The organism is Bradyrhizobium guangzhouense (assembly GCF_004114955.1).
GTDB lineage: Bacteria > Pseudomonadota > Alphaproteobacteria > Rhizobiales > Xanthobacteraceae > Bradyrhizobium > Bradyrhizobium guangzhouense.
The window spans coordinates 3,930,328-3,954,422 of sequence record NZ_CP030053.1; the positions used below are offsets into that span (position 1 = coordinate 3,930,328).

A 24,095-nucleotide genomic window follows, 5' to 3' on the forward strand; every position below is an offset into this window, starting at 1 on the left:
TCCGCGGACGTGCATCGTGAAGAAACTGACGCACCAACTTGATCTGACTTAGCAATTCCGGTCCAAGAACAAACGCGGGACTGTTACCATCGACAGCAGGACGGTCGTGTCATGCAATTGACCGCGCTGGTGTTCTACACGTAGCGGTCCTGATGAACGCCAGCTGTCGAGCTTGTTAAGCGACGGGACAGCCAGCGCATGACAGATGGTCGCACTGGTGCAAGTGGATCAGCCGGCCAAGGGAACCTATTTTCGACGCCGATGTACCTGATTGAATCGTTACCCACCGTCATCGGAACAGCCGCCATCGCACCGGCGCTGCTAATGCTGTGGCTTGTGATTGCCGCGGAGGAACGCCCTGGACCGCCGGCCCAGGTGTGGACGGCGTTCGTGCTCGGCGCAGCCAGTATTTCGCTTCTCGGCCTCGCCCGGGCCCCCTTCGCCAAGATGGTTGCCGCGCCCGACAATCCCTGGGCGGCGCTCGCCATGCATTCGGTCTTCGGCGTCGCGCTGCCCGAGGAGGCCGTAAAGGTGATCGCGATCGTGCTTGTCTCCTCGACCAAGCGGCGGACCTTCGCCAATCCCATGGATACCGTGGTCTATGGCGCCGCCGTCGGCCTTGGCTTCGCGGCCTACGAAAACCTCGCTTATCTGGTCCAGCACGCCGAGATGTGGCGATCGCTGGCGGCGCTGCGCAGCGTTCTCACCGTGCCGTTCCACGGCGCCCTCGGCATCATCGCCGGCGCTTATTTGACGATCGCGCGTGCCGGCACGGCGCTGGGCGCAAACCGCCATCACCGCGATTGGGCCCGCCTCTCCAGCCGCCTGCTGATCTTCGCCGGCCCGCTGGCACTGCATTCGGCCTTCGACTTCCCGCTGCTCACGCTTCAGCGCATGCCGGACCTCGATCCGACCTTGCGAATGTGGCTCGGCGGCGCGAGCCTGCTGATCGGCTTCAGCTCGATTGCCTTCGCGATGCGCCTCGTGCGCCGCGTCGCGCGCCATCACGCGCCCCGCACCGATATCGCGCGGGAACGCCTCAGTCAGCTGCGCCGGATGTGGGCGCTGTGGCTGGCCGGCGGCGGCGTTGGCTTCCTCGGCCTCGCCTTCGTGCTGACCTCGATCCACCACTGGCTCATCAACCCCGAGCGCAATTTGACGCTGGCGCTGATCCCGATCGGCTTCGTCTCGATCCTGCTGGGGCTTGCGCTGTTGGTCGTCACCACTGCGATTTACGTGCTCGGCCGCAACCGCATCCGCACGACCGGCGACGGTTTTTCGTCTGCGCACGGTGGTGGTTGATCCACCGCATGGCAAGCCTGGCGGGTGCGTACTAGATTGAGCACACATCTTTCGATCTGGAGCTTGCCGATGACATCGCCTGAGGAATTTTCACGGTTGCAATCCGCGATGAGCAAGGCGGTAAAGGCTCATTGGAAGGCCTTTCTGTTCGAAGGCATTTTGCTCGCCGTCCTCGGCATCGCTGCGCTGATCCTGCCGCCGCTCGCGAGCCTTGCCATCACGATCTTCCTCGGATGGATGTTCCTGATCAGCGGCATCGGCGGCTTGATCGTGACCTATTGGGCGCGCGCCATGCCGGGCTTCTGGTGGTCGTTGATCTCCGCAGCGCTCGCCGTACTCGCGGGCATGCTGCTGCTGGCGCGCCCGATGCAGGCCGTGCTGACGCTGACCATCGTGCTCGGCGCCTATTTCCTCGCCGAAGGCGTCACCACCATCATGTACGCGCTGGAGCACCGCCGCGAGCTGAGCGGGCGCTGGTCTTGGCTGCTGATCTCGGGCCCCGTCGACATCGCGATCGCATTCATGGTGATCACGGGATTGCCGAGCTCGGCGGAGTGGGCCATCGGCGTGCTCGTCGGCATCAATCTTTTGTTCGGCGGCTCCACCCTGATCGGCATGGCGTTGGCGGCGCGCAAAAGCAACAGTTGAGGGACGTCGCGCACGCGCGCGCCGATTGGGGGGTGACAACCCGCCGCTGGCGCGCTATATGACGGCCCATGATCACCGTCGCCACCAGCTATTTTTGGTACTTTAGCTACGACAGCTTGCTGGCGGCAGGAGGATCGCGCTCAATCTAAGATATTGAAGCAAAAGTCCGAACAGCCGCCAGACCTGGCGGCTTTTTTATTGGCCGGCAGGTTCTCGAAACAGACAGGAGCCCGCCGTGCTGAGCACGACCGACGATCTTCGTATCCGCGAACTGAAAGAGCTGAGCACGCCTGAAGACGTGATGCGGGAAGTCCCGCGCACGCTCACGGCGACCCGTGTGGTGATGGCTGCGCGCAACGCCATCCACGCCATCCTCAACGGCCAGGACGACCGGCTGCTGGTCGTCGTCGGCCCTTGCTCGGTGCATGATCCCAAGGCCGCGCTCGACTACGCCGAGCGCCTCGCGCGCTTGCGCGAAGACCTTGCCGACCAGCTCGAGATCGTGATGCGGGTCTATTTCGAGAAACCGCGGACGACAGTCGGTTGGAAAGGCCTGATCAACGACCCGGATCTCGACGGCAGCTTCGACATCAACAAGGGCCTGCGGCTTGCGCGCAACGTGCTGTCGGCCATCAACAATCTCGGCCTGCCCGCCGGCGCAGAATTCCTGGACATGACGACGCCGCAATACATCGCCGATCTCGTCTCCTGGGCTGCGATCGGCGCGCGCACGACCGAGAGCCAGATCCATCGCGAGCTGGCCTCCGGACTCTCCTGCCCCGTCGGCTTCAAGAACGGCACCGACGGCAACGTGCGGATCGCCGCGGACGCGGTGAAGTCGGCCTCGCATCCGCATCACTTCATGGCGGTGACGAAGCTCGGCCGTTCCGCGATCGCCTCGACCGCGGGCAACGAGGACTGCCACATCATCCTGCGCGGCGGAGCCAAGCCCAACTACGACGCGGCAAGCGTCGCGGCGGCCTGCAACGATCTGGCGAAGTCCGGTGTCGCGCCGCTGGTGATGGTGGATGCGAGCCACGCCAATTCGAACAAGAAGCCGGAGAACCAGCCCCTGGTGATGGCCGATATCGCCGGCCAGATCTCGGGCGGCGAGAAGCGCATCATGGGCGTGATGATCGAGAGCAATCTCGTCGCCGGCCGCCAGGACGTAGTGCCCGGCAAGCCGCTAACTTACGGCCAGAGCATCACTGACGGGTGCATTGATTGGGCCACCACAGCCACCGTGCTCGAGCAACTCGCTGATGCGGTCGAGATCCGCCGCAACACTGCGCGCGCCGGACTGCACGAGCGCTCCGCGTAATCAGGGCCAAGAGCGGGCGGGACGATGCTGTTCGCGCCCTGCCCGCTCTTGCTATTAGCAGCCGCGGCAGATGCTCTTGATCTTCTTGTCGAGCGCAAGGTTTTCCTTGCTCAGGGGATCGTTGGGATCGCTGCTGATATTCTTTTCGTTCGGAACGTCGCCGGCCCGGGGCTGGCGGTGGCCGACGGGTGCCTGCGGCAGCGATCCCGAGCTTGCTCCACCTGACGTCGCCCCCTTGGTGGCGGGTTGGGCAATCGCCGCACCGCCAAGCAAGACCACGAGCGATGCTGCCAGCATGATCTTCTTCATATCCGTTTCTCCATTCCTCGAACCGCCGTCCCCCCTGACTGCTCACGTCTCGGGCGGATAAAGATGAACATCGCCGCAATAGTCGACGATACGATAGCGCGTTTCCGTCACCGCATCACCCGCATCGCCTGCGGTATTTTGCGCAGCCAACACATAATTAGGTCCGACTGGCGACTTGCCGACGCCCCCGGGAATGTCGATGACGTAGTCCGGTTGGCACAGCCCTGACACCCGTCCGCGCAACTGCCGCATCAAGTCCTGCCCGATCGCGAGCGTCGTCCGCAGATGCGCGGTGCCCGGGGCTAGATCGCCGTGATGCAGGTAATAGGGCTTGATCCGGCATTCGACGAAAGCACGCATCAAATCCGACAAAGCGGCGATGTTGTCATTGACGCCGCGCAAAAGCACGGACTGGCTCACCATGGGAATCCCGGCATCGATCAGCCGCGCGCAGGCGGCGCGGGCCGTATCCGTCAGCTCGCGTGCATGGTTGGCATGCAGCGCGACCCAGGTGGTCGCGCCCTCGACCTTAAGCGCTGCGACCATCTCATCGCTGATACGCGCAGGGTCGGCCACCGGCACGCGGGTGTGAAGACGGATGATCTTGACGTGATCGATGCCGGCCAGATCGGCCATGATCTCGCTCATGCGGCGCGGCGACAACATCAAGGGATCGCCGCCGGTCAGGATGACTTCCCAGATCTCGCTATGCGTTCGGATGTAATCGATCGCAGCACGATAGGCGCTATCCGGAAGCGCGTTCTCCTTGCCGGGGCCCACCATCTCCCGGCGGAAGCAGAAGCGGCAATAGACGGCACAGACATGGACGAGCTTGAACAGCACGCGATCGGGATAACGATGCACGATGCCCGATACGGGCGAATGCGGGTGATCGCCGATCGGGTCGGCGTTCTCGCCCGGCTGCATCTGAAGCTCTGCGGCGGTCGGAACGAATTGCCGCGCGATCGGGTCATCGGCATCGGCGGGGTCGATCAGCTCGACCAGCGCCGGCGTGATCGCAACCGCATAACGCGCGGCGACGCGTTCGAGCGCGGGCAGCGCCGCGGCAGGCGCGAGGTCCGCAGCCACGAGCTCGGCCGGCTGGCGCAATGTCTGTGCAAGATTGGTCTTCGTCATCTCTCATCCGCAGGCGGTGTCCACACCACCTGATCAATCCGTGTTGCACCGCTTGCCAGCATCACCAGCCGGTCGAACCCGAGCGCGACACCGCTGGCTTCCGGCATTGCAGAGACCGCGGCCAGAAAATCCTCGTCAATCGGATAGGCCTCGCCGTACCGACGCTGCTTCTCTGCCATCGACGCCGTGAAGCGCTTGCGCTGCTCTTCAGCGTCGGTCAATTCGCCAAACCCGTTGGCGAGCTCGACACCGCAGGCGTAGACCTCGAATCGCTCTGCGACCCGTGGATCGTCCGTGTTCACCCGCGCCAGCGCCGCCTCTGGAGATGGGTATTCGAACAGAATGGTCAAACGCCCCTGCCCCAGCTGCGGCTCGACATGTTCGACCAGGACCTTGCTGAAGATGTCCGACCAGGTGTCGTCCTCGGCGACCCGGATCTTTCCAGCGGACGCCTCGGCGAGCGCGGACCGGTTACCCCCGTTACCCGAGATTGTCGACAGCAGGTCGATTCCAGCGAAGCGTTCGAACGCCCCCGCGACGGTCAGCAGCTCCGGCTCGGCGAAGGGGTCGGCGGTCCGCCCCCGGAAGGCGAAGGTCCCGATTCCGGTCGCCTGCGCGGCCGTGGCGATGACCACGACCGTATCGGCCATGATGGCATCATAGGGTGCCCCCGCCCGGTACCATTCCAGCATGGTGAATTCGGGCAGATGCAGGTCGCCGCGCTCGCGGTCGCGGAACACCCGGGCGAATTCGAAAATCCGCTCCTCACCGGCCGCCAGCAGCTTCTTGCAGGCAAATTCGGGTGAAGTCCGCAAATACCGGCTGGCCCGGCGGCCATCGGGCCGTATGATCTCGGTCCGGGGGGCATGCAGATGGGTCTCATTGCCCGGGGAGACCTGGAGGACGGAGGTTTCGACCTCCACAAAGCCCTGCTCGACGAAAAAGCTCCTGATCGCCCCGGTAATGGCCGCCCTGGCCTGAAGAAACGGCCGCCGGTCGAGGTGCCGAGAAGGGGTCCAGAACGGCGAAATCGGCTTGTCCCCAGCCATTAACCGACCGCCCTTCGAGCCAGCAAAATGCTGGCATTCAACGACAAAATGCGTATGTTGCGGCCCGAAACGGGCGCCGAGGTCTGATTTGAGGCCCCAAGTCCCCCATCGATTTGACCACGTCCTGGCCCGAGCCGGGCCAAGCAAGCAGGAAATATAGCTTTGAGAGTCATCGCCAGTTCTATTCGCAAGGGCAACGTCATCGAGCAAGACGGCAAGCTTTATGTCGTCGTGAGCGCCGAGAACATCCATCCCGGTAAGGGCACGCCGGTCAGCCAGATCGAAATGCGCCGAATCTCGGACGGGGTAAAGATCTCCGAGCGCTACAAGACCACCGACCAGGTCGAAAAGGCCACGATCGAAGAGCGCAACTACACCTTCCTGTACGAAGACGGCGACGGCTTCCACTTCATGAATCCGGAGACCTACGACCAAGTCCAGGTCTCAAAGGACGTCGTCGGCGACGCGGCCGCCTATCTCCAACCGGACATGACCGTCAAGCTGTCGACCCACGACGTCAACGTGGTCTCGCTCGCGCTGCCGCAGCGCGTGACGCTGGAAGTGGTTGAGACCGAGCCGGTGACCAAGGGCCAGACCGCCTCGTCGTCGTACAAGCCGGCGGTGCTGTCCAACGGCGTCCGCACCACCGTGCCGCCGCACATCTCGGTCGGCACCCGCATCGTGGTGATGACCGAAGACGGCTCCTATTCCGAACGCGCCAAGGACTAGGCCAAGGACTAAGCCAAGCGATCGAGGATCAGGGCAAGTGCCGCCGGGGGGCGAGACAGTGGTTGGGAAGAGTTTCCGCTTCGTCTCACACCTTCTGGCGTCGCTCGCACTCCTCACCGCCACGCCGGTCGCTGCGGATGAGATCCGCAGCCCGTCCCTCACAGCCCTGCACGTCGATTGGCGCGCAGCGCTGGACCAACTCCGCTCCGAGATCAACGGCCGCCCGCAGATCGCCGGTGATTTCATCTTCGTGCCGCGGCGCTTTGTGCCGCGCTTCGATCCGCGTGGAATGCCCGCGCTGGTGCAGCTCAACGCGGTCTCCTCGCAATTCTTCACCGGCATTGCCCGTAGCTCGGTTCCCGTGCTGCTGCCGTTCGATGCTGCGGCCTATCTCGAGGCGCAACGCAACGGGGCTCCGGCCACAACAGCGCTTTCGCGCTACCAGGCCGATTTCAATCCCGTCGACATGTTCGACGCTGGCCCCGCCGGCTACAGCGCAACATTCTCATTCGAGCCAGGCGCTGGCGACGGCATGCCGCCACGTGTCTTCACGAGGCCGGTCGAGATTCAGATCACAGGATCGGCGCTCGTCTACGACATCGCCGATCCTGCCGGTGGCAAGGGCGAGCCGGTCAAGCCGCTCGCGTCCATCTATCCGGATCTGCGCAAGTTCATCCGCGAAGGCTATGTGCGCTACGCCTTCACGCGGTTTGGCGTCGCCTATGTGGTGTCGATCCAGTGCCTGGACAGCGTCGCAAAACCACGGCGGCTCGCATGCAAGGAGGCCTATCCGGTCGCCGAGCGCTTCCTGAAGGCGCTGCGCGTCGCAGGCGGCCAGCGCATGCGGCCACTGATGGACGTTGCATCAAATGTGATGGATCGCCCCACTGCCCGTTCGGCGGATTTCGGCTACCGGCCCAGCGGCGACATCATTCCGAACACCGGCTATCGCAAACAGGGTGGCCATCCCGATGCGATGGCCTATGCGCAGATCCGCTTCCCGCTGGAGAAGGCGCCGGCCTTCGTGCATTCGCAGTCCTACGCCAAGCGCGACAAGGACGACGGCCCGACCGCCTATCCCTGGCGTGACAATTTCTGCGAGTCCCGCAGCTTCGAAGTCTGGCAGTGCGGCGGCGGCTTCGGCCACCAGGGCGAGGACATTCGCGCGGCCGACTGCCCCTCGCCTGGCGATGCCCGAGAGCCTTGCGATCCCAAGCAACGCGGCGTCGTTGCCGTCCGCGACGCCATGGTGATCCGGGGCTCCAAGGATCAGGCGGCGACGCTCGAAGTCAACAGCCGCACCGAGCACATCCGCTTTCGCTACATGCACATGAACCCGCAGGCGTTGAACGCCGACGGAGTGCTCAATGGCCGCATCGTCACCGAGGGCGAGAAGATCGGCGTGATCTCGAACTATCTCGATCATCCCGCAGGAACGTCGATGCACCTGCACTTTGACGTCCAGGTGTTCACCCGCGACGGCTGGATCTGGGTCAGCCCCTACGTCACGCTGGTCTCGGCCTATGAGCGCCTGATTCGTGCCCGCGGGCGCGAGATCGGCACGGAGATCGCCGGCACTCCGCAACCGGTCGCGCACGCGCTGCCCGACGATGTCATCAAGCCCGATCTGCGCGAGGGATCGGGCAGCGAAGAAAACTGAGCGGCCCGCTAATCCAGATACGTCGTGAGCTGCGCGCCTTCGTCCGCCACGAATACGGCGATGAGTTCGGCCGGCTCCGTGGTGCTGGCATTTGCGGAGACCAGATGCGTCGCGCCCGGCGGCTCGAAGAAGGACTGGCCAACACCGAACGTCTCGACCGGACCGCCGCCGAGCTGGGAGCGGATCTCGCCCTTGGTGATGTAGGCGGTCACTGACCCCGCATGCCGGTGCGGCCGCGAAAACCCGCCAGGGCCGTAGAAGACGCGCACGATGGTGACCCGCTTGCCCGGCACGTTCGGCAGCGCGTAGGAGCCGATCGGCTCGACCTTGTCGAGCGGCGAGCTCTCGGCAGCGGTAGCACAGAGCGGCGCGAGCGCGCCTGATACGGTGTCCATTGCGACCGGCAACCCCCTGCCGATCGCGAATGCGCATGCGAGCCCGCCGACGATGGCCAAAACCGTCGATCGCGATGGGCGCGGCGCGGTCGCCAAACTCAAAGCCGTCATGATCATCTCCCCTCGTTTCAATCAGGATGTCGCGGTGTTGGCAGCGACCTGCCGCTTCGGCGGCGTCCAGCGAAAGGCCGCGCCAAAGCGGTTCCAGACGTTGATCGAGGCAATGGCCGACGTCAGGTACATCAGGTCGGTCTCGGAGAATTCGCGCTGCACTTCGGCATAGACCTCGTCGCCGAAGCGGTCGGGCAGCAAGGTCAGCGCCTCGGCCCACGCCAGTGCCGCACGTTCGCGCGCCGAGTAGATTGGTGCCTCGCGCCAGACCGCAACGAGATGCAGCTTGTCGGCGGGCACCCCGAGCCGCTCCGAGAGAAGCACATGATGCTGTACGCAGAAGGCGCATCCATTGATCTGCGAGGCACGCAACTTGACCAGCTCGAGCAGTTGCTTGTCGAGCCCGGCCTTGGCCGCGACCTGGCCGAGCGCCAGCACCAGATCATACGCATCGGGCGCGATCCGCTTGAAATCCTCGTATTCGCTGCGCGCGTGTGACATTGCGGTTCACCTCGTGATATTGTAAGACTGCTTACATCTTATAAGAGCTCTTACATTATGCGCAAGCCGGCTAGCATCACGAAATCGAAACCGGAGCAGACCGCATCCCGGCGGGAGGCCGCAGTGCACGTGCCCGCCCCCGGCGAGGGCAAGCGCGGCGAGCAGGGCTATCTCGGCTACCTGTTGCGCCAGGCCCACGCCGCCGTCCGGCTGAAGATGGAACGCACCTTGGCCGATCTCGGTGTGACCTCGCCGCAATTCGCCGTGTTGACCATGCTGAACGCCTATCCGGGCCTGTCAGGAGCCGACGTCGCCCGCCTCACCTTCCTGACGCCACAGACCGTCGGCGTGATCATCCGCAACCTCGCGCGCGACGGTGCGATCATGATGACGCCGCATCCCGTTCACGGCCGTATCCAGCAATGGACGCTGACGTCGCGCGGAGCGACGCTGCTGAAGGCGTGCAGGGAACGCGTGATTGGATTGGAGAAGCGTCTGGCCAATGGCCTCGATGCCAAGGCGGAGGCAAGCATTCGCCGCTGGCTCGCCAATGTCGCGACCGAGCTGCAGGAGGACTAGGCTAGTCGCAGCCTCCTCCGTCGCCGCCACCATCGCACCCACCGGCATCGAAGAAGTCGCCGCCCGTCGCGCCGTCACCTTGAATGCCGCGGCCAAAATTCTCAGCGATGATCATCAGGATCACCACGAACAACCCCGCGCCAAAGGGCCAGGGATTGGCGTGGATGATGTCGAACAGCTCGCGCATGGACGCATTCTGCGCAGGCAGAAGCGAACCGAGCGTAAAGCGGCGTAGTCAAAAAATGGATATCCGGCCTCGCGCAGATCTGCGCCTATCCGCCCTTCAACACTTTCTTAACCTCGCCGTCCGGCCAGTCTTGGCCGGCGGCGATGACGCGGACGCGGCTCTGGTCGGCGCCATTGACAAGCACATGCGAACTCACGCGGTCGCCGCTGGGTGACAGGTGCAGCTCGGTTTCAGGTTTCCAGCTCAGCGTCGCCGCAAGATCGCCGGGAAAAATCTGCCAGCACGATCCGTCGTCGAGTTCGACGACATGGCTTTCCGCATGCGCGCGTATCTTCATTCCACCCCAAAATCCCGTTGAAAAGCGGGCCCCGGCGATTGGCCAGGGCCCTGCTCCGTCAATCATTGTCGTGATGAATCACGGTCTTGCTGCGATTGCCGAACGCGTCTTCCTTCTTGATCACAGTCGTGCGGTCAGCGGGCTCACGCTCCTTGATCACGGTGGTATGGTCGCGATCGCGATCGCGATACTCATGAGACTCACCAACCGTCACGCCGGCGCCGACCGGACCGACGTGAACGCCGACCTCATCCGCAAAAGCCGGAGCCGCAATAGCCGTGACCATGGCGGCCGCAAACAGATATTTCCGCATCTTGTCCTCCTCAGTGTTGTGCGAAGAGAATGCAGACGTGCGACACTTTGTTCCGCACCGAACATGCGGCATGCAAAGGCGCCCGTGTTCCGGGAACCATCCCCATGCCTGCGTGAATCCGGCTACAATGCTCCTATGAAACAAGCTGATTCCCCGGACAATCGCATCGCCCGCCGCGCCCTGCTTCAATTTTCGCTTGGCGCAGCTGTGCTGCTGACCTCACCGGCGCAAGTGCTTGCGTCGCCGCCTGGCTTCGATGAATGGCGCGAAGGTTTTCGTGTCCGCGCGATGGCCAAGGGCATTTCGGCGGGGACGTGGCAACGCGCGATGGCGCGGGTCGAACCCGACATGAGCGTGTTCAAGCAGATGCGCAGCCAGCCCGAATTCCACGAACAGGTCTGGCAATACATCAACCGGCGTGTCTCCGACTGGCGCATCATCAACGGCAAGATCGCGCTGAAGAACAATGAAGCGTTGTTCGCGCGCATCGAACGGGATTTCGGCGTCGAGCGCGGCACGCTGCTGGCGCTGTGGGGCGTGGAGTCCGCTTACGGCGATCCGCTGGTGCAGCAGAACCACATGACGCCGGTGTTTCCCTCGCTCGCCGCGCTTGCCTGGAACGAGCCGCGGCGAAAAGCCTATTGGGAGGCCGAGCTCATCAACGCCTTGCGCATCGTCGACAAGGGCTGGAGCACTCCCGAGGAGATGCGCGGCTCATGGGCCGGCGCGATGGGGAATTCGCAATGGATGCCCGAGGTCTGGCTCAATGTCGGCATCGACTATGACGGCGACGGCAAGGTCTCGCCGTTCGGCAAGCCCGACGATGCGCTCGGGTCGACGGCGAAATATCTCGTCAATCGCGGCAAGTGGCGCCGTGGCGAGCATTGGGGCTATGAGGTGCGCGCATCCGGCGAGATCAGCGGCAGCCGCACCTATGCGGCATGGCAGGCGGCCGGTGTCACCCGCGCCAATGGCCAGCCGTTCCCACAGCCAAATGCATCTGCGCAGATGTGGACGCCGGTTGCGGGCGGGCCGACGTTCCTGCTGGGACCAAACTTCTATGCGGTGAAGAGCTACAATCCGTCGATGAACTATGCGCTCGCAATCTGCCATCTCGGCGACCGTTGCCTCGGCGCGCCGCCCTTCATCCAACCCTTCCCCGGCTCCGAGCGCATCTTGACGCTCGCCGAGGTGCAGGAGATGCAGACGCGGCTGACCAAGGCCGGTTTCGATACCGGCGGCACCGACGGCCGCGTCGGCAACGACACGATGAAGGCCATCAAGGATTTTCAGCAACGCGCCGGCATCGCACCCGCCGATGGTTACGGCGGGCTGAAGGTGCTGGCAAAGTTGCGGCAGGGATCTTAAGCAGCCTCAGTGCCGATACTGCGGCTCTTCCGCATCGAGCTGACGCCGGATCGCGGCGAGGTGCAGTCGCGCGGATTCGGAATCGCCCTCGCGCATTTGCTTGTAGGTCGCGGCCGCGATCGCGGGATCGACGGGTAGCACCTTGCGCCCGGTCGACATCGCCAGCACCTGCACTTCGGCCGCGCGTTCGAGGTAGTAGAGATCGTCCCAAGCTTCTGCGATGGTCGGCGCCAGCACCATCACGCCGTGATGCTTCATGAAGACGATGTCGGCATCGCCGACCGCTGATGCGATACGCGCGCCTTCGCTGACATCGAGGGCGAGGCCGTTGTAGTCGCGGTCCACCGCCGTCCGGCCGTAGAACTTCAGCGCGGTCTGGCCGGCCCAGATCAGCGGATCGCCCTCGGTCATCGACAACGCCGTGGCATAGGGCATGTGGGTGTGGAAGGCGACCTTGGCCCGAGGCAGGCGCTTGTGCATCTCGGCGTGGATGTAGAATGCGGTCGCTTCGGGCTCGCCGTCACCGTCGAGCACATGGCCGTGGAAATCGCAGATCAGGAGCTTTGACGCGGTCAGCTCGCGAAAGGCGTAGCCGTAGGGGTTGACCAGGAAGAGATCGTCATGGCCGGGCACGACGGCCGAGAAGTGATTGCAGATGCCCTCCTCAAAACCATTGCGCGCGGCCATGCGAAAACAGGCGGCAAGATCCTCGCGCGCGCTACGGATCGCATCGGTGGCGAGGTCCGGCCGGTTCGAGCGAACGGCTGCAGGTGAGGAGGCGTGAAGGCTGTGCGCCATGGCGAAGTAGACCTCTTTCAGGCAGGAGACGGCAGCGTTTTACAGGGCCGACGCCCGTGCGTCAGCCCCTGCAGCCGCCACCCTGCCCTGCACGTCTCACGCCCGCCGCGGCACCGCGCCCGCGTTCATTCCGCCGTCAATCACAAGCTCGCTGCCGGTGACGTAGCGCGAGGCATCTGACGCCAGATACAGTACGCCAGAAGCAATCTCCGCGGCCTGGCCGGCGCGGCCGAGCGGTGTCGCCACCTTGGCGCGCTCCTCCGGATCGATCGGCGCGTTCTGGCCGGCACCAGTCGCCCCGGTCGGGATCTTCCCCCAGATCGGCGTGTCGATGATGCCGGGATGGACCGAGTTGACGCGAATGCCGTCGCCGGCGGCCGCGCACTCCATCGCAATCGATTTTGCAAACAGGCGCACGCCGCCCTTGGTCGCCGAATAGGCCGACAGGCCCGGCGCACCTCGCAGCCCCGCCAGCGAGGACATCATGATGATCGAGCCGCCGCCATGCCTGCGCATCAGCGGCAAGCAATGCTTCACCGAGAGAAACACGCCGTCGAGATTGATCGCGTTCTGCTTGCGCCAGTCGGCGAGAGTCATGTCGGTGATCGACGGCACGGCAATGCCGATGCCGGCGTTGGAGACCATGATATCGAGCCGGCCATAGCGCTTGGCGATCTCAGCTGCGATCTCGATCCAGCGATCCTCGCTGGTGACGTCCTGTTCCAAGAAGATCGCCTTGCCGCCGGCCCTTATCACTCGCGTGGCAAGTTCGGGGCCGCGCAACTCATCGATGTCGGTGATGACGACAGTCGCGCCTTCGCGCGCAAACAGCTCGACAATGGCCTCGCCAATACCTGAGGCGCCGCCCGTCACCAGCGCGACCTTACCCTCAACCTGCCCTGCCATGCTCACTCCCATTTTGTTGCTTGAACTTTTTTGTTCGAGGCCGTTACCTAATCACGGATGGTCCCTGGTCCGGAAGTGCGACGTCGATGACGCGGAATTGCACGCGCTCGGCACCCTGGTAGCGATCGACCGACAACGATCCTGCGACATGCAGTTGCTGGCCGCGATTGGCCAGAAGCGCATGACCCAGCTTTTGCCCGACCGAGCGGAACGCGATGCCGTTGACGATCGCGCCGTCGCCAGATTTGAAGCGCAGCCTCAAGTGCGCCTGCCCTACCTCCTCGGCAAAGACGAGCTGATGCGCCGGCAGCGCCAGCACAGGCTCTGGATTACCACTACCAAACGGTCCGGCCCGATTGAGCGTGGTGGCAAGCTCCGTTGTCACCGCGCGCGCCGAGACCGCCCCATCAACATAGAGCTCGTTGACGTGGCGCGCTTCGGCAATGTCCTGCGCCAGCGCGTTTTCGAGATAGGCGCGGAATTCGGCGAGCTTCTCTTTGCGGAGCGTCACGCCCGCGGCCATCGCGTGGCCGCCGCCTTTCAGCAGAATGCCGTCAGCCACGGCCTGCCGCACCACTTTGCCAAGATCGACGCCGGCAATCGAGCGGCCCGAGCCGGTGCCGATGCCGCCGGGCTCCAGCGCGATCGCAAAGGCGGGCCGCGAGAACTTCTCCTTTAGCCGCGAGGCAACGAGACCGACCACACCAGGATGCCAGCCTTCGGACGCCGTGACGATGACGCCGAGCTTGTCCTCCAGCCCGATCGAGGCCAGCGCCTCGGCCTCGGCCTGCGCTTCGGCGGCCTGCTCGATGACGCGGCGCTCGCTGTTGAGGCGGTCGAGTTCGGCCGCGATCCGCGCGGCCTCGACACTGTCGCCTTCGAGCAGCAACCGGACACCGAGATCTGCGCGGCCGATGCGGCCGCCGGCATTGATGCGCGGGCCCAGCATGAAGCCGAGATGCCAGGCTTCGGGCGGGCCGTTGAGTCGTGCCACATCCATCAACGCGGTATGGCCGACATGGTCGCGCCGGCGCATCGCGATCAGCCCTTTCGCGACGAAGGCGCGATTCAACCCGATCAACGGAGCGACGTCGGCGACGGTGCCGAGTGCAACGTGATGCAGCATGCCGAGCAAATCGGGCTCAGGCATCTCCGCCTTCCAGAAGCCGCGCTGGCGCAGCTCTCTGTTGACCGCAACCAGCGTGACGAGCACGAGACCGACGGCGGCGAGATGACCAAGGCCGGAGAGATCGTCGAGCCGGTTCGGATTGACCAGGGCATCGACCTCCGGCAGCTCCGTGCCGGTCTGATGATGGTCGATCACCACCACGGACATACCCAGCCGCTTCGCTTCAGCGAGCGGCTCGATGCTGGTCGTGCCGCAATCCACCGTGACGAGCAGCGTGGCGCCCTTGGCCGCGAGGCCTCGCACGGCTTCGACGTTGGGGCCGTAGCCCTCGAAGATGCGGTCGGGAATATGGATCAGAGGATCGAGCCCGCAATGGCGCAGGTGCCAGGCCAGCAGCGCTGCGGAGGTCGCGCCGTCGACGTCGTAATCGCCGAAGATCGCGACGGTCTCGCCCTTCGCGGCCGCGTCGGCGATGCGCTTCGCGGCCGTTTCCATCTCCGTCACCGTGAACGGATCCGGCATGAGTTTTCGAATGGTCGGATCGAGGAAATCAGGGACGGCATCGATCTCGACGCCGCGGCCGGCCAGCACCCGCGCCAGCAGTTCCGGCAGTTGGTGCTGCTGCACGATGGCAAGCGCCTTGGCCGCACCTCTTGCATCCAGCCGGTCGCGCCAAAGCTTGTCGGTGAGCGAGCGCGCCACACCCAGGAACGCCTGGGGCATCTCGACGGGCAAGGCGGTGGCGGGCGGCGTCATGATTCGTGGTTCAAATGGTCCGGGCACAAGCAGCGGCGCGTGGCCGCTTCCGATCGCTGGATTCATTGGGAATCCTGGCGAATTGCAATGTCAGCGGCCCACAAAGCGGTGGATTGCTGAAATGCTGAGCGAGTTGACTACCATTTGAGCAGTCGCGCGGACAGCAAATTAAGTGAGCGTTAGCAGGAATCTTCGAAAACGAGTCTTATTCGATCTGCAATTTTTTGTTCCGGGTCATTGCAGGTCAGACGTCATTGCCAAGGGAAGTCCCCCGATGTCTGCTGCGCTGGGTTTGAAATCCAAGCCTGTTACCACTGAGCCCGCCAACGACGATTCCGACATCTCCGCGCTGATCAACCGCCTGACCGCGGAGGTCAACCAGATCGCGGTCGACAAGACCAAGTCGATCCAGCAGATCACCAACCAGATGAAGATGCTGGCGCTGAACGCGCTGATCGAGAGCTCGCGGGCCGGCGCGCAAGGCGCGGGCTTTGCGGTGGTGGCGCAGGAGGTGCGCGGCGTCGGCCAGCAGGTCGAGACCATCGCACGCGAGCTCGAGACCCAGCTGACCAAGCGCACCGGCGATCTGGTCGCCTCGATCGAGCGCATGAGCCAGCGCTCGCGCGGCGAGCGCATGATGGATTTGTCCCTGAACGCGATCGAGCTGATCGACCGCAACCTCTATGAGCGCACCTGCGACGTACGCTGGTGGGCGACGGACTCGGCCGTGGTCGATTGCGCCGCCTCTCCCGCCCCGGCCGCGGTCGCCCATGCCTCGCAGCGGCTCGGCGTCATCCTCGGCGCCTACACCGTTTACCTCGACCTCTGGCTCTGCGACCTCGACGGCAACGTTATCGCCAATGGCCGCGCGGATCGTTTTCGGGTCGTCGGCCAGAACGTCGCCCACACCAAATGGTTTCGCGAGGCGAAGACCCTGCGCTCCGGTGACGATTATGTCGCCGGCGACGTCGAGAACCAGCCGCTGCTCGGCAACGCGCAGGTCGCAACCTACTGCGCCAGCGTCCGCGCCGGCGGGGAGGCCCACGGCGCGCCGATCGGCGTGCTCGCCATCCATTTCGACTGGGAACCGCAGGCCCGCGCGATCGTGCAGGGCGTGCGCGTCGGCGACACCGACAAGGCCCGCGTGCTGCTGGTCGACTCGCATTTCCGTGTGATCGCCGCCTCCGACGGCCAGGGCATTTTGAGCGAGCGCATACCGCTTTCGCTCGATGGCCAGCGCTCCGGCTTTTACAACGACCGGACAGGCGCGATGATCGCCTTCCATGCCACACCGGGCTACGAGACCTATCGCGGGCTCGGCTGGTACGGCGTGATCGTCTGCGGCGCGTAGGGCCGGAACCGGCCGGCCCGGCTCTTCACCCCAAACCGTGAAAACAACCCCATGCACAGTGGAAACCCCGCGATGTCTCGGGTTTCGGGAATGCAGAATATGTGTTGACCCGTCGGGCAAAACACCGGCAAGCTGTGATGGTCGCGAGGTCCGCGATCCGGCATCGTCGCGCGGCACGATGAACCCGATCGCGCTCCGGACAATTACGTAGGTCGCGGCGAGTTTGCGCCCGATCAAAGCCGGCACGGCCGTCTCTGCCAATTATTCCCGAAAATCGCGGGAGGTCGGCTCATGCTGGTCAGGGTCAATACGGCGCACCGCCATCCGATCGACGGCCATTTGGCTGCCGTTGCCGGGGATCGAGCGTTCTGCAGCGCATTCAGATATCGCAGAGGCACCGAGATTTTCGGCGAGGGCGAGGACGCGGAATACGTTTATCAGATCAATTCCGGCGCCGTGCGTACCTACAAGCTGCTCCCGGACGGAAGGCGCCAAATCAACGCGTTTCACTTGCCCGGCGACATGTTCGGTTTCGAGAACAACGAAACGCACCGCTTTACCGCTGAAGCCATCGTCGAGACCGATGTGCGCATCATGACGCGAAGCAACCTTCTGGGGGCGATGCCCAACCAGGCCACAGGGCCACAACACCTGATCGGCTTCGTCACCCAAAATCTTCAGCACGCCGAGAATCACATGTTGCTCCTGGGACGGAAGACATCCCTGGAGAAGGTGGCTGCATTCCTGCTCGAAATGGACGACCGGCTGGCACATCCGACGGTCATGGACCTGCCGATGACGCGCCGCGACATTGCGGATTACCTCGGACTCACCCTCGAAACCGTTTCACGCGCCCTGTCGATCTTGCGGGACGACCAGGTCTTGCGATTTGACGGAACGACGCAGCGGCGGCTCGAGGTGCTCGATCGAGACCGGCTTTCAAAGCTCGACGCCTGATTTTGCAGCGGAACTCGCCTTGGCTGGGACCGGGGCGAGAACGGCCTAGACCCCTGCGAGGCCAACGGGAGGAATGGTCATGCTCACTAAGACGCTCACATTGCACTCCCTTACCTATCTGGTGGGGATTACCAGCTCGGTCGCGGTCCACCAGAATGCCCTCTGGAGCCTGGGAACAGACCCGGCGGACGCCAGTCAGATTGTTGTTCGCGCAGCCAAGAGCGACAGACTGCCCGTCAAGCTGACGAGATCCCACGCGCGCGACACCGCGCCAGTGCGGGTGCCGACTAGAATCAAACCCGGGATCGGGGATGCCTGTCAGCAGCCGGTCGATGTCCGTGGGCGCTGCTTTGCTTCGGTCGCTTTGAGCAGCCAGGATGCGTAACCCCCTTGCCGCTCGCGATCCCAAGGGATTCGGAAAGTGTGAAGCGGTTTTCCCTTGCGACAAACGCGGACGCGTTTGCGAGGAGATCATGCTCAAACAAAGAGCTGAAGCGCGATGACGATTGAAGCCAATCTCATCTCGCTTCAGGCCCCGCCGATGCTCTCCTCGGCCGCGTGCCAAGTTACCCCTCCCAGCGTCTGCGACGGGCGCTCCCCGAACATCGCCAGGTAATATTGCGCGAACCGGCCGAGCTCATAAAAGCCCTGCCCCATCGCAACGGCTGCCACGGTGACCGAGCCGGGCGCGCTATCGCGCAGAATGGAATGAACCGCGCAGAGCCGCTTGTGGCGGAGGAAGCTGACCGGACCCAGGCCAAACACCTCCTGAAAGGCGCGATGCAGGGTACGCCGCGATACGCCGAGCGCCGCGCAGATCTCCGACACATGCACCGGACGATTGCCTGCTGCGTCGAGATGCTCTTCGACCCGACGGATGAGCCGCCTTGCCGACGGCAGCCAACCCTCGTCGTCGGGCGGCAGCGACGACATGACATTCGCCGCCATGCATTCGACGATCGATCGCTTCCAGAAATCGGCCGTGGACGGCGTCAGGCCTCCGTTGTGCGTGCGCAAATGCGACATGATCCGGACCAGGCGGCGCGATGCGATCGCGCCGGTCTCGAGATCCGCCCGGAAATGGCCGCGGCTGCGCCAGGTATCAGGATCGCTCAGCCGCGCTTCACCGCCGAACAGAGAGGCGACCTCATCGAGATCGAACCGCATGGCGGCATAAGCGGAGGCACCATGAAAAACCCCGTCATGCTCCAGCAGCGGCGGGATCACAAGCACGTCGTTGAGCTGCATGTCGAACGACCAATGGGCCACGCGATCCTCCGCCGACAGCAGCATTCCGATGATCAACTTGTCGTCGCTGGAGACACGCTGGGTGCGCATGCCGACGTTGAATGCGCCGATGCTGAGCGAGAAGTCGCCGATCCCGACATGGGACAACGTCCCGCGCAAGCGCCCGCGACCGAGCTGCATGACGTCGACATGAGAACCGTGAACGGCCTGATGAAGACCTTCGAAACCGTCCAGTCTCTTCGAATCAACCAGAAGGAATTGCCCCATAACCGTACCCTGTTACTGAAGCGCGACAATTCTGCGGCAATCAGCAGCGAAATACCACTACAACGCGAAGTGGGCGCAGCAACCCGACTTCGCGTTTTGAGGCAAACATTGTTGAAATCCGGCAGGCAAATTTTACTACAACGTGCTGTATTCTCGGGGATTTGGAGCGTGGGTCACTAAGTCTCACCGACGGCCCTACGGACTGGCACAAACTGCACATCACAGCCGTCCAATCTTCGGTTACCGTTTGCAACCTCAGCGATATCGAACGAAGGCGCTCTGTGGATAGCAGAGTGCACACGGCAGGCGTTTGCCGTGCCGGAATGCGTGCGCGCAAAGGAAAGAATTGTTGACGCAATGACGCGTCGTCGTCTGCCCGAGCGCCAAAAAGAGGGACCAGACAATGCGTCCGATCTGCCTGATAACGTGCCGTCGCCTGCCAATGTCTGCGCCTTAGCGTCGGGGGAATTCGCGTATCGGAGTCCCACCCATGCTACGGGCTGATCTGGATCACTGCGAGTGGTTGCCGGACGATACGAAGACCGGCGAGATGGTCTTCATTCCCGGCGGGACGTTTCGCATGGGGTCCGACCATCATTATCCCGAGGAGGCGCCGAGCCATCGCGTCTGCGTCGACGGCTTTTGGATCGACCGTACGCCTGTGACCGTCGAGCAGTTCAAGCAATTCGTCGACGCAACAGGCCATATCACTGAAGCGGAGATCGTTCCTGACGCGAAGGACTATCCCGGCGCGTTGAAGGAGATGCTCTACGCGGGATCGCTGGTGTTCTCGCCGCTACCTGATATCAGCGATCTCACCGACTGGAGCCAGTGGTGGTCGTTCATGCGCGGCGCCAATTGGCGCCATCCCTACGGCCCCGGCAGCAACCTCAAAGGCCTCGACGACCATCCCGTCGTCCACGTCTCCTATAGCGATGCGGCGGCCTATGCGCGCTGGGCCAGCAAGGACCTGCCGACCGAAGCCGAATGGGAGTTCGCTGCGCGCGGCGGCCTCGAGGGGGAAGAGTTTGCCTGGGGCGACGCGCTGATGCCCGGCGGCAAGCACATGGCCAACATCTGGCAGGGCAACTTCCCTGTCCAGAATCTCGGCGAGGATGGGTACGAGCGTACCTCGCCGGTCATGGCCTTCCCGCCGAACGGCTACGGTCTCTACGACATGATCGGCAATGTCTGGGAGTGGACTTCGGACTGGTGGTCTGACCGGCACTCACCCGATGCCGCGAAGCCCTGCTGCATTCCGCTAAATCCTCGCGGCGGCCGCGAAAATTCAAGCTACGACCCTCGCCTCCCCGACATCAGGATTCCCCGCAAGGTTCTGAAGGGCGGCTCGCATCTTTGCGCGCCGAACTATTGCCGCCGCTATCGCCCCGCCGCGCGCCACGCCGAACCGGTCGACACCTCGACCAGCCATGTCGGCTTCCGCTGTGTTGTACGCGTGCGTTTGCTCCGCACGCAGCAAGAACGCCCTGCTGAAACATAGGGAGTTCATCGTTCAAAAATACTGACGGAGGGGTCAGCGCAGCTCCGATGACCGGAGAAACGACAAAGCGGCAATTCAGCATCGGCTTCCAGACATCGATCATCACGGTGTTCGTGGGCGTGGTGCTGCTTGTGGGCCTGACACTCGTTTATCTCAGCTTCGCACGGGTGACGTCGATCACGCGGACGGCGGCCTCAAGCTTCATCGAAAAGGTGGCGCAACTGGGCGCCGACCATGTCGACGAGCAGTTCAAGAACGTGCGCGACAATCTTGAAATCCTCGCCGGCCTGCAGGCGATCCAGAAGCCCGACATCGCCGACAATGCGCGGCTCTATGGCCTGATGGCGGCGATGCTGCGCAACAACAAGCAGCTGTTCAATCTTTATGCCGGCTATGAGGACGGCTCCTTCATCGAGATGGACGTGATCGATCGCGCCAGGCCGGCGTTCAGGGCGGGCCTGAAGGTGGATCGGGACGCGGCGTTCCGGCTGGTCGTGATCTCGCGCACGGCGGGCGCCGCACCGGTCACGCAATATCTCTCCGAGACTCTCATCCCGATTGCGGAAGTTCCCGGCCCGACCGACTACGACCCCCGGCAGCGGCCCTGGTACGTCGAGGCGTTCAGAAACGACAAGACGCTGCTGACGGGGCCTTACGTTTTCTACGCCACGGGCGAGCCCGGCTACACACTGCGGACGCCGCTGACGGAGGGCCGCCGCGGCGTCGTCGCCGGCGACGTCCTGCTGAACCGGTTCGAGGAGATGCTGGGCCAGCAAAGGCTCGGCCAATCCGGCCAGGCCTTCCTGTTCAACAATGCCGAGCGCATTGTCGGCCATCCCGAGATGAGCCGCCTGATGGCGGAGCTCCCCGGGAGTCAGGACGAGCTGCCGAAAATCAGCACGCTGAAACTGCCGGCGCTGGTGCCGATCATCCGCTCCTGGCGCGAGGGCGGGCCGGCGCAGCAGTTCTTCGACGACGAGGCCGGCCGGACCTACATCGCGGCGGTCCACCGCCTCGACACGGCCGGGTCCGCCGATATCAGGCTCGCAATCGTTGCGCCGCTGGACGAATTCTACGCTAGAATCCTCAGGGAGCGGCGCACGCTGTTCGCCCTGGCGCTGGCGTTCGTCGGTGCCACGCTGCCGTTCGCGTTTTGGCTGGGATCGCGGATGGCCGAGCCGCTGCGCAAGCTGGTCGAGGAGACCGACGCGATCCAGCGCTTCGACATCGCCGAACGGCCGCGCATCCATTCCGCCATCGCCGAGATCGAGGAGCTCGGCCGCTCCGTGTTCACGATGCGCAGCGTGGTCAGCAGCTTTGCGAGCTTCATCCCGCGGCCGATCGTGCGACAGCTGATCGAGACCGGCGCCTCGCCGCACCTTGGCGGCTCCAGGCGCGAGGTCACGGTGCTGTTCACGGATGTTGCCGGCTTCACCGCCAAGACCGAGCGGGCCGATCCGTCGCAGGTGATGGTTTACACCTCGCGCTATTTCGCTGTTCTCTCGGACGAGATCATGCGGCACCGGGGCACGATCGACAAATATATCGGCGATGCCGTGATGGCGCTCTGGAACGCGCCGGCGGATGATCCCGACCACGTCGTCAACGCCTGCCGCGCCATTCTGGCGTGTCTGGCAGCAAACGAGGTCCTCAACACGGAGTTTCGGCACGAGGGCTGGCCGCCCTACGAGACACGTTACGGCCTGCATGTCGGAGACGCCGTGGTCGGCAATGTCGGCTCCAGCGACCGGATGAACTACACTGCGCTCGGCGCCACCGTGAACCTGGCGTCGCGGCTGGAGGGCCTCAACAAGAACTACGGCACGCGCGTGCTCGTGAGTGCCGCCGTGCGTGCGCCTGCGGGCCATGCCTTCCTGTTCCGCAGCGTCGACAGCATCACGCCCAAGGGCTTCGCGGAGCCGATCGAGGTCAGCGAGTTGCGCGGCGAGCTGGCGCTGGCGAGCGAAGCCGAGATCGCCATGTGCCAGCGCTGGGATGAGGTCTTTGCGGCAATCGCCCAGGACGGTGCGGCGGAGAGCACCCTCGTCCGGCTTTCCGGCTTCCTGCACGATTACCCCAGGGACAGCGTCGCGCAATTTCATGCGAGGCGGTTTCGCAACGCCGCCCAGGAGACGAGCGCGGAGGCGTGATCTGAGGGTCTACCTGGCAGCGGTCGAAGAGGTGCCGTCGGTAAACACCACGGGCGTGCCCTTGGCGACGCTGGCAGCGACCCGTTCGGCATCCCAATTGGTCAGGCGCACGCAGCCATGCGATTGGCCCTTGGAGATGTTTTGCGGCGACGGCGTGCCGTGGATGCCATAGCCGTCGGCGGACAGATTGATCCACACCGTGCCGACCGGATTGTTCGGCCCGGGCCTGATCTTGAAGGGCTTTCGGGAATGAACACCTCTAAAATGGTAGGCGGGATTGTAGCGATAGGTCGGGTTTGGATCGATCTCGGTGACCTTCAGCGTGCCCGACGGCGACGGCTTCTCCTCGCTGCCGACACTCGCCGGGTAGAAGCCGATCAGCGCGTTCGACGTGTCGAACAGCTTTACGGTTTGCCTGACCTTATCGATCTCGACCCTGTCGGCCTTGGCAGGCGCGGCGTCCCCGCTCGTGTCGACCACGGCGATGGTCTCGCCGGCGCGGTCGAAATGGCGCCCCGGATTGAGCGTCGCGAGCAGCTGCTCGCTCATGTGAAACTTCTCGGCCAGCTCTTCGCGCGGGCTGGTGTAGCCGAGCCTCGGAATATTTTTCATGTCTTCCATCCTGGACGGAAGCTTGTGCAGGAACGGGCCTGCGACGTCGTTCTCGGTGATGGTGTAGGCGGCGGTCAGCGGCCGGTCGTCTGCCATCAAGGCCTTCCAGACGTCATCCGTCACCTCATCCGTATCAGGCAATTGCCGCGCTTCGGCATAGGCGCGCAGCGCCTTCCTGGCGTTCTCTCCGAATTTGCCGTCGATCTCGCCGGGAGAGAAGTGCGCCCGGTCCAGCAGGACCTGAAGACGCACCCCGGCCGGGGTCGGCTTCTCGTTCGACAGGGTCTTCCTGGAAGGCTCGGCGGAAGCGATGGCGGCCGCGTCCATCCCCGCGGCCAGCACCGGTGTTGCCACCAGGGCGAAGAATGGAACGGCGAGAGCAATCTTCATTGCTGGCATGTTCCAGCTCCGACGTGGATAGGTTCGTCGGATTGGCAACGCGGCTCGACGGCGGAAGTTTCCGGTTTTTCCTGC

General features: G+C 64.0%; 25 protein-coding genes. 12 read left to right on the forward strand and 13 right to left on the reverse strand.

The window, feature by feature from the left end; genetic code table 11:
• Positions 1 to 261 precede the first annotated feature (261 nt).
• The 3 genes from XH91_RS18940 (at position 262) to XH91_RS18950 (ending at position 3,271) form a co-directional block, all read left to right on the forward strand.
• Positions 262 to 1,302: a PrsW family glutamic-type intramembrane protease gene (locus XH91_RS18940; protein WP_128951969.1), complete on the forward strand. Its 1,041-nt coding sequence runs from the start codon at positions 262 to 264 to the stop codon at positions 1,300 to 1,302.
• Positions 1,303 to 1,371: 69 nt separating this feature from the next.
• Positions 1,372 to 1,950, forward strand: a complete 579-nt coding sequence (locus XH91_RS18945) for an HdeD family acid-resistance protein (protein ID WP_128951970.1) — start codon at positions 1,372 to 1,374, stop codon at positions 1,948 to 1,950.
• 235 nt (positions 1,951 to 2,185) lie between these two features.
• Positions 2,186 to 3,271, forward strand: coding sequence for a 3-deoxy-7-phosphoheptulonate synthase (locus XH91_RS18950; RefSeq protein WP_128951971.1), 1,086 nt, complete (start codon positions 2,186 to 2,188; stop codon positions 3,269 to 3,271).
• Positions 3,272 to 3,325: 54 nt separating this feature from the next.
• Here XH91_RS18950 and XH91_RS18955 read toward each other — a convergent pair whose 3' ends face one another.
• The 3 genes from XH91_RS18955 to epmA are packed head-to-tail and all read right to left on the reverse strand — an operon-like array spanning position 3,326 to position 5,766.
• On the reverse strand, positions 3,326 to 3,580 hold the full coding sequence (locus tag XH91_RS18955; RefSeq protein WP_128951972.1) for a hypothetical protein: 255 nt from the start codon (positions 3,578 to 3,580) through the stop codon (positions 3,326 to 3,328).
• Positions 3,581 to 3,622: 42 nt separating this feature from the next.
• The gene (locus tag XH91_RS18960) at positions 3,623 to 4,717 is read right to left on the reverse strand and encodes a lysine-2,3-aminomutase-like protein (protein ID WP_128951973.1); all 1,095 of its coding nucleotides are present in this window, start codon (positions 4,715 to 4,717) and stop codon (positions 3,623 to 3,625) included.
• Positions 4,714 to 5,766, reverse strand: a complete 1,053-nt coding sequence (epmA, locus tag XH91_RS18965; protein WP_128951974.1) for an EF-P lysine aminoacylase EpmA — start codon at positions 5,764 to 5,766, stop codon at positions 4,714 to 4,716. The genes XH91_RS18960 and epmA overlap by 4 nt, the downstream gene beginning before the upstream one ends.
• A 162-nt stretch (positions 5,767 to 5,928) precedes the next feature.
• On the opposite strand from epmA, the gene efp reads away from it, so the two are divergent.
• Positions 5,929 to 6,495: an elongation factor P gene (gene efp, locus XH91_RS18970; RefSeq protein ID WP_027557928.1), complete on the forward strand. Its 567-nt coding sequence runs from the start codon at positions 5,929 to 5,931 to the stop codon at positions 6,493 to 6,495.
• Positions 6,496 to 6,532: 37 nt separating this feature from the next.
• The gene (locus XH91_RS18975; RefSeq protein ID WP_128951975.1) at positions 6,533 to 8,155 is read left to right on the forward strand and encodes a M23 family peptidase; all 1,623 of its coding nucleotides are present in this window, start codon (positions 6,533 to 6,535) and stop codon (positions 8,153 to 8,155) included.
• Between the two features lie 8 nt (positions 8,156 to 8,163).
• Here the strand turns inward: XH91_RS18975 and XH91_RS18980 are convergent, their stop codons facing one another.
• Together XH91_RS18980 and XH91_RS18985 are read right to left on the reverse strand one after the other, a co-directional pair.
• A complete protein-coding gene (locus XH91_RS18980) occupies positions 8,164 to 8,661 on the reverse strand; it encodes a cupin domain-containing protein (RefSeq protein ID WP_128951976.1) in 498 nt (165 codons plus the stop codon).
• Positions 8,662 to 8,682: 21 nt separating this feature from the next.
• Positions 8,683 to 9,162, reverse strand: coding sequence for a carboxymuconolactone decarboxylase family protein (locus tag XH91_RS18985; RefSeq protein ID WP_128951977.1), 480 nt, complete (start codon positions 9,160 to 9,162; stop codon positions 8,683 to 8,685).
• A gap of 57 nt (positions 9,163 to 9,219) precedes the next feature.
• Here XH91_RS18985 and XH91_RS18990 point away from each other — a divergent pair, with 57 nt between their 5' ends.
• Positions 9,220 to 9,741 carry a MarR family winged helix-turn-helix transcriptional regulator gene (locus XH91_RS18990; RefSeq protein WP_430648522.1) on the forward strand — a complete coding sequence of 174 codons (522 nt, stop codon included), beginning with the start codon at positions 9,220 to 9,222 and terminating at the stop codon, positions 9,739 to 9,741.
• Position 9,742: 1 nt separating this feature from the next.
• Here the strand turns inward: XH91_RS18990 and XH91_RS18995 are convergent, their stop codons facing one another.
• From XH91_RS18995 to XH91_RS19005, 3 genes are all read right to left on the reverse strand, one after another.
• The gene (locus XH91_RS18995) at positions 9,743 to 9,928 is read right to left on the reverse strand and encodes a hypothetical protein (RefSeq protein ID WP_128951979.1); all 186 of its coding nucleotides are present in this window, start codon (positions 9,926 to 9,928) and stop codon (positions 9,743 to 9,745) included.
• An 85-nt stretch (positions 9,929 to 10,013) separates the two neighbouring features.
• Positions 10,014 to 10,265 carry a hypothetical protein gene (locus tag XH91_RS19000; RefSeq protein WP_128951980.1) on the reverse strand — a complete coding sequence of 84 codons (252 nt, stop codon included), beginning with the start codon at positions 10,263 to 10,265 and terminating at the stop codon, positions 10,014 to 10,016.
• Positions 10,266 to 10,323: 58 nt separating this feature from the next.
• Positions 10,324 to 10,578, reverse strand: coding sequence for a hypothetical protein (locus XH91_RS19005; protein WP_128951981.1), 255 nt, complete (start codon positions 10,576 to 10,578; stop codon positions 10,324 to 10,326).
• A 135-nt stretch (positions 10,579 to 10,713) separates the two neighbouring features.
• Between XH91_RS19005 and XH91_RS19010 the strand changes: the two genes are divergently transcribed.
• Entirely contained in the window at positions 10,714 to 11,946 is a 1,233-nt protein-coding gene (locus XH91_RS19010) for a lytic murein transglycosylase (protein ID WP_128951982.1), read from the forward strand.
• 6 nt (positions 11,947 to 11,952) lie between these two features.
• On the opposite strand, the gene XH91_RS19015 is transcribed toward XH91_RS19010, so the two are convergent.
• The 3 genes from XH91_RS19015 to recJ all read right to left on the reverse strand — a co-directional run bounded on the left by XH91_RS19015 (position 11,953) and on the right by recJ (position 15,535).
• Positions 11,953 to 12,744: an aldolase gene (locus XH91_RS19015; RefSeq protein ID WP_128951983.1), complete on the reverse strand. Its 792-nt coding sequence runs from the start codon at positions 12,742 to 12,744 to the stop codon at positions 11,953 to 11,955.
• A 96-nt stretch (positions 12,745 to 12,840) separates the two neighbouring features.
• Complete coding sequence (locus XH91_RS19020; protein WP_164933804.1) at positions 12,841 to 13,650, reverse strand: SDR family NAD(P)-dependent oxidoreductase; 810 nt, start codon at positions 13,648 to 13,650, stop codon at positions 12,841 to 12,843.
• 43 nt (positions 13,651 to 13,693) lie between these two features.
• A complete protein-coding gene (recJ, locus tag XH91_RS19025) occupies positions 13,694 to 15,535 on the reverse strand; it encodes a single-stranded-DNA-specific exonuclease RecJ (protein ID WP_128951985.1) in 1,842 nt (613 codons plus the stop codon).
• Between the two features lie 274 nt (positions 15,536 to 15,809).
• Between recJ and XH91_RS19030 the strand changes: the two genes are divergently transcribed.
• The 3 genes from XH91_RS19030 (at position 15,810) to XH91_RS19040 (ending at position 18,228) form a co-directional block, all read left to right on the forward strand.
• Positions 15,810 to 16,886, forward strand: coding sequence for a methyl-accepting chemotaxis protein (locus XH91_RS19030; protein WP_128951986.1), 1,077 nt, complete (start codon positions 15,810 to 15,812; stop codon positions 16,884 to 16,886).
• A 291-nt stretch (positions 16,887 to 17,177) separates the two neighbouring features.
• Positions 17,178 to 17,843: a helix-turn-helix domain-containing protein gene (locus XH91_RS19035; protein WP_128951987.1), complete on the forward strand. Its 666-nt coding sequence runs from the start codon at positions 17,178 to 17,180 to the stop codon at positions 17,841 to 17,843.
• Between the two features lie 79 nt (positions 17,844 to 17,922).
• Positions 17,923 to 18,228, forward strand: a complete 306-nt coding sequence (locus XH91_RS19040; protein ID WP_128951988.1) for a hypothetical protein — start codon at positions 17,923 to 17,925, stop codon at positions 18,226 to 18,228.
• A 143-nt stretch (positions 18,229 to 18,371) separates the two neighbouring features.
• Here XH91_RS19040 and XH91_RS19045 read toward each other — a convergent pair whose 3' ends face one another.
• Positions 18,372 to 19,358 carry a helix-turn-helix domain-containing protein gene (locus XH91_RS19045; protein ID WP_128951989.1) on the reverse strand — a complete coding sequence of 329 codons (987 nt, stop codon included), beginning with the start codon at positions 19,356 to 19,358 and terminating at the stop codon, positions 18,372 to 18,374.
• A 490-nt stretch (positions 19,359 to 19,848) separates the two neighbouring features.
• Here XH91_RS19045 and XH91_RS19050 point away from each other — a divergent pair, with 490 nt between their 5' ends.
• Together XH91_RS19050 and XH91_RS19055 are read left to right on the forward strand one after the other, a co-directional pair.
• Entirely contained in the window at positions 19,849 to 20,859 is a 1,011-nt protein-coding gene (locus tag XH91_RS19050; RefSeq protein ID WP_128951990.1) for a formylglycine-generating enzyme family protein, read from the forward strand.
• Between the two features lie 47 nt (positions 20,860 to 20,906).
• Positions 20,907 to 23,009, forward strand: a complete 2,103-nt coding sequence (locus XH91_RS19055) for an adenylate/guanylate cyclase domain-containing protein (RefSeq protein ID WP_128951991.1) — start codon at positions 20,907 to 20,909, stop codon at positions 23,007 to 23,009.
• A gap of 9 nt (positions 23,010 to 23,018) precedes the next feature.
• Here the strand turns inward: XH91_RS19055 and XH91_RS19060 are convergent, their stop codons facing one another.
• The gene (locus XH91_RS19060; protein ID WP_128951992.1) at positions 23,019 to 24,020 is read right to left on the reverse strand and encodes a L,D-transpeptidase family protein; all 1,002 of its coding nucleotides are present in this window, start codon (positions 24,018 to 24,020) and stop codon (positions 23,019 to 23,021) included.
• Between the last annotated feature and the right edge of the window lie 75 nt (positions 24,021 to 24,095).

Coding starts and splice junctions, on each gene's coding strand:
- recJ (WP_128951985.1), bottom strand. CDS start 15,535: ATGACGCCGCCCGCCACCGCCTTGCCCGTCGAGATGCCCCAGGCGTTC.
- XH91_RS18985 (WP_128951977.1), bottom strand. CDS start 9,162: ATGTCACACGCGCGCAGCGAATACGAGGATTTCAAGCGGATCGCGCCC.
- XH91_RS18990 (WP_430648522.1), top strand. CDS start 9,220: ATGCGCAAGCCGGCTAGCATCACGAAATCGAAACCGGAGCAGACCGCA.
- XH91_RS19040 (WP_128951988.1), top strand. CDS start 17,923: ATGCTCACTAAGACGCTCACATTGCACTCCCTTACCTATCTGGTGGGG.
- XH91_RS18955 (WP_128951972.1), bottom strand. CDS start 3,580: ATGAAGAAGATCATGCTGGCAGCATCGCTCGTGGTCTTGCTTGGCGGT.
- XH91_RS19015 (WP_128951983.1), bottom strand. CDS start 12,744: ATGGCGCACAGCCTTCACGCCTCCTCACCTGCAGCCGTTCGCTCGAAC.
- XH91_RS19060 (WP_128951992.1), bottom strand. CDS start 24,020: ATGCCAGCAATGAAGATTGCTCTCGCCGTTCCATTCTTCGCCCTGGTG.
- XH91_RS19035 (WP_128951987.1), top strand. CDS start 17,178: ATGCTGGTCAGGGTCAATACGGCGCACCGCCATCCGATCGACGGCCAT.
- XH91_RS19020 (WP_164933804.1), bottom strand. CDS start 13,650: ATGGCAGGGCAGGTTGAGGGTAAGGTCGCGCTGGTGACGGGCGGCGCC.
- XH91_RS18995 (WP_128951979.1), bottom strand. CDS start 9,928: ATGCGCGAGCTGTTCGACATCATCCACGCCAATCCCTGGCCCTTTGGC.
- XH91_RS19050 (WP_128951990.1), top strand. CDS start 19,849: ATGCTACGGGCTGATCTGGATCACTGCGAGTGGTTGCCGGACGATACG.
- XH91_RS18940 (WP_128951969.1), top strand. CDS start 262: ATGTACCTGATTGAATCGTTACCCACCGTCATCGGAACAGCCGCCATC.
- XH91_RS19030 (WP_128951986.1), top strand. CDS start 15,810: ATGTCTGCTGCGCTGGGTTTGAAATCCAAGCCTGTTACCACTGAGCCC.
- epmA (WP_128951974.1), bottom strand. CDS start 5,766: ATGGCTGGGGACAAGCCGATTTCGCCGTTCTGGACCCCTTCTCGGCAC.
- XH91_RS19045 (WP_128951989.1), bottom strand. CDS start 19,358: ATGGGGCAATTCCTTCTGGTTGATTCGAAGAGACTGGACGGTTTCGAA.
- XH91_RS19005 (WP_128951981.1), bottom strand. CDS start 10,578: ATGCGGAAATATCTGTTTGCGGCCGCCATGGTCACGGCTATTGCGGCT.
- XH91_RS19010 (WP_128951982.1), top strand. CDS start 10,714: ATGAAACAAGCTGATTCCCCGGACAATCGCATCGCCCGCCGCGCCCTG.
- XH91_RS18980 (WP_128951976.1), bottom strand. CDS start 8,661: ATGACGGCTTTGAGTTTGGCGACCGCGCCGCGCCCATCGCGATCGACG.
- XH91_RS18960 (WP_128951973.1), bottom strand. CDS start 4,717: ATGACGAAGACCAATCTTGCACAGACATTGCGCCAGCCGGCCGAGCTC.
- XH91_RS19055 (WP_128951991.1), top strand. CDS start 20,907: ATGACCGGAGAAACGACAAAGCGGCAATTCAGCATCGGCTTCCAGACA.
- XH91_RS18945 (WP_128951970.1), top strand. CDS start 1,372: ATGACATCGCCTGAGGAATTTTCACGGTTGCAATCCGCGATGAGCAAG.
- XH91_RS19000 (WP_128951980.1), bottom strand. CDS start 10,265: ATGAAGATACGCGCGCATGCGGAAAGCCATGTCGTCGAACTCGACGAC.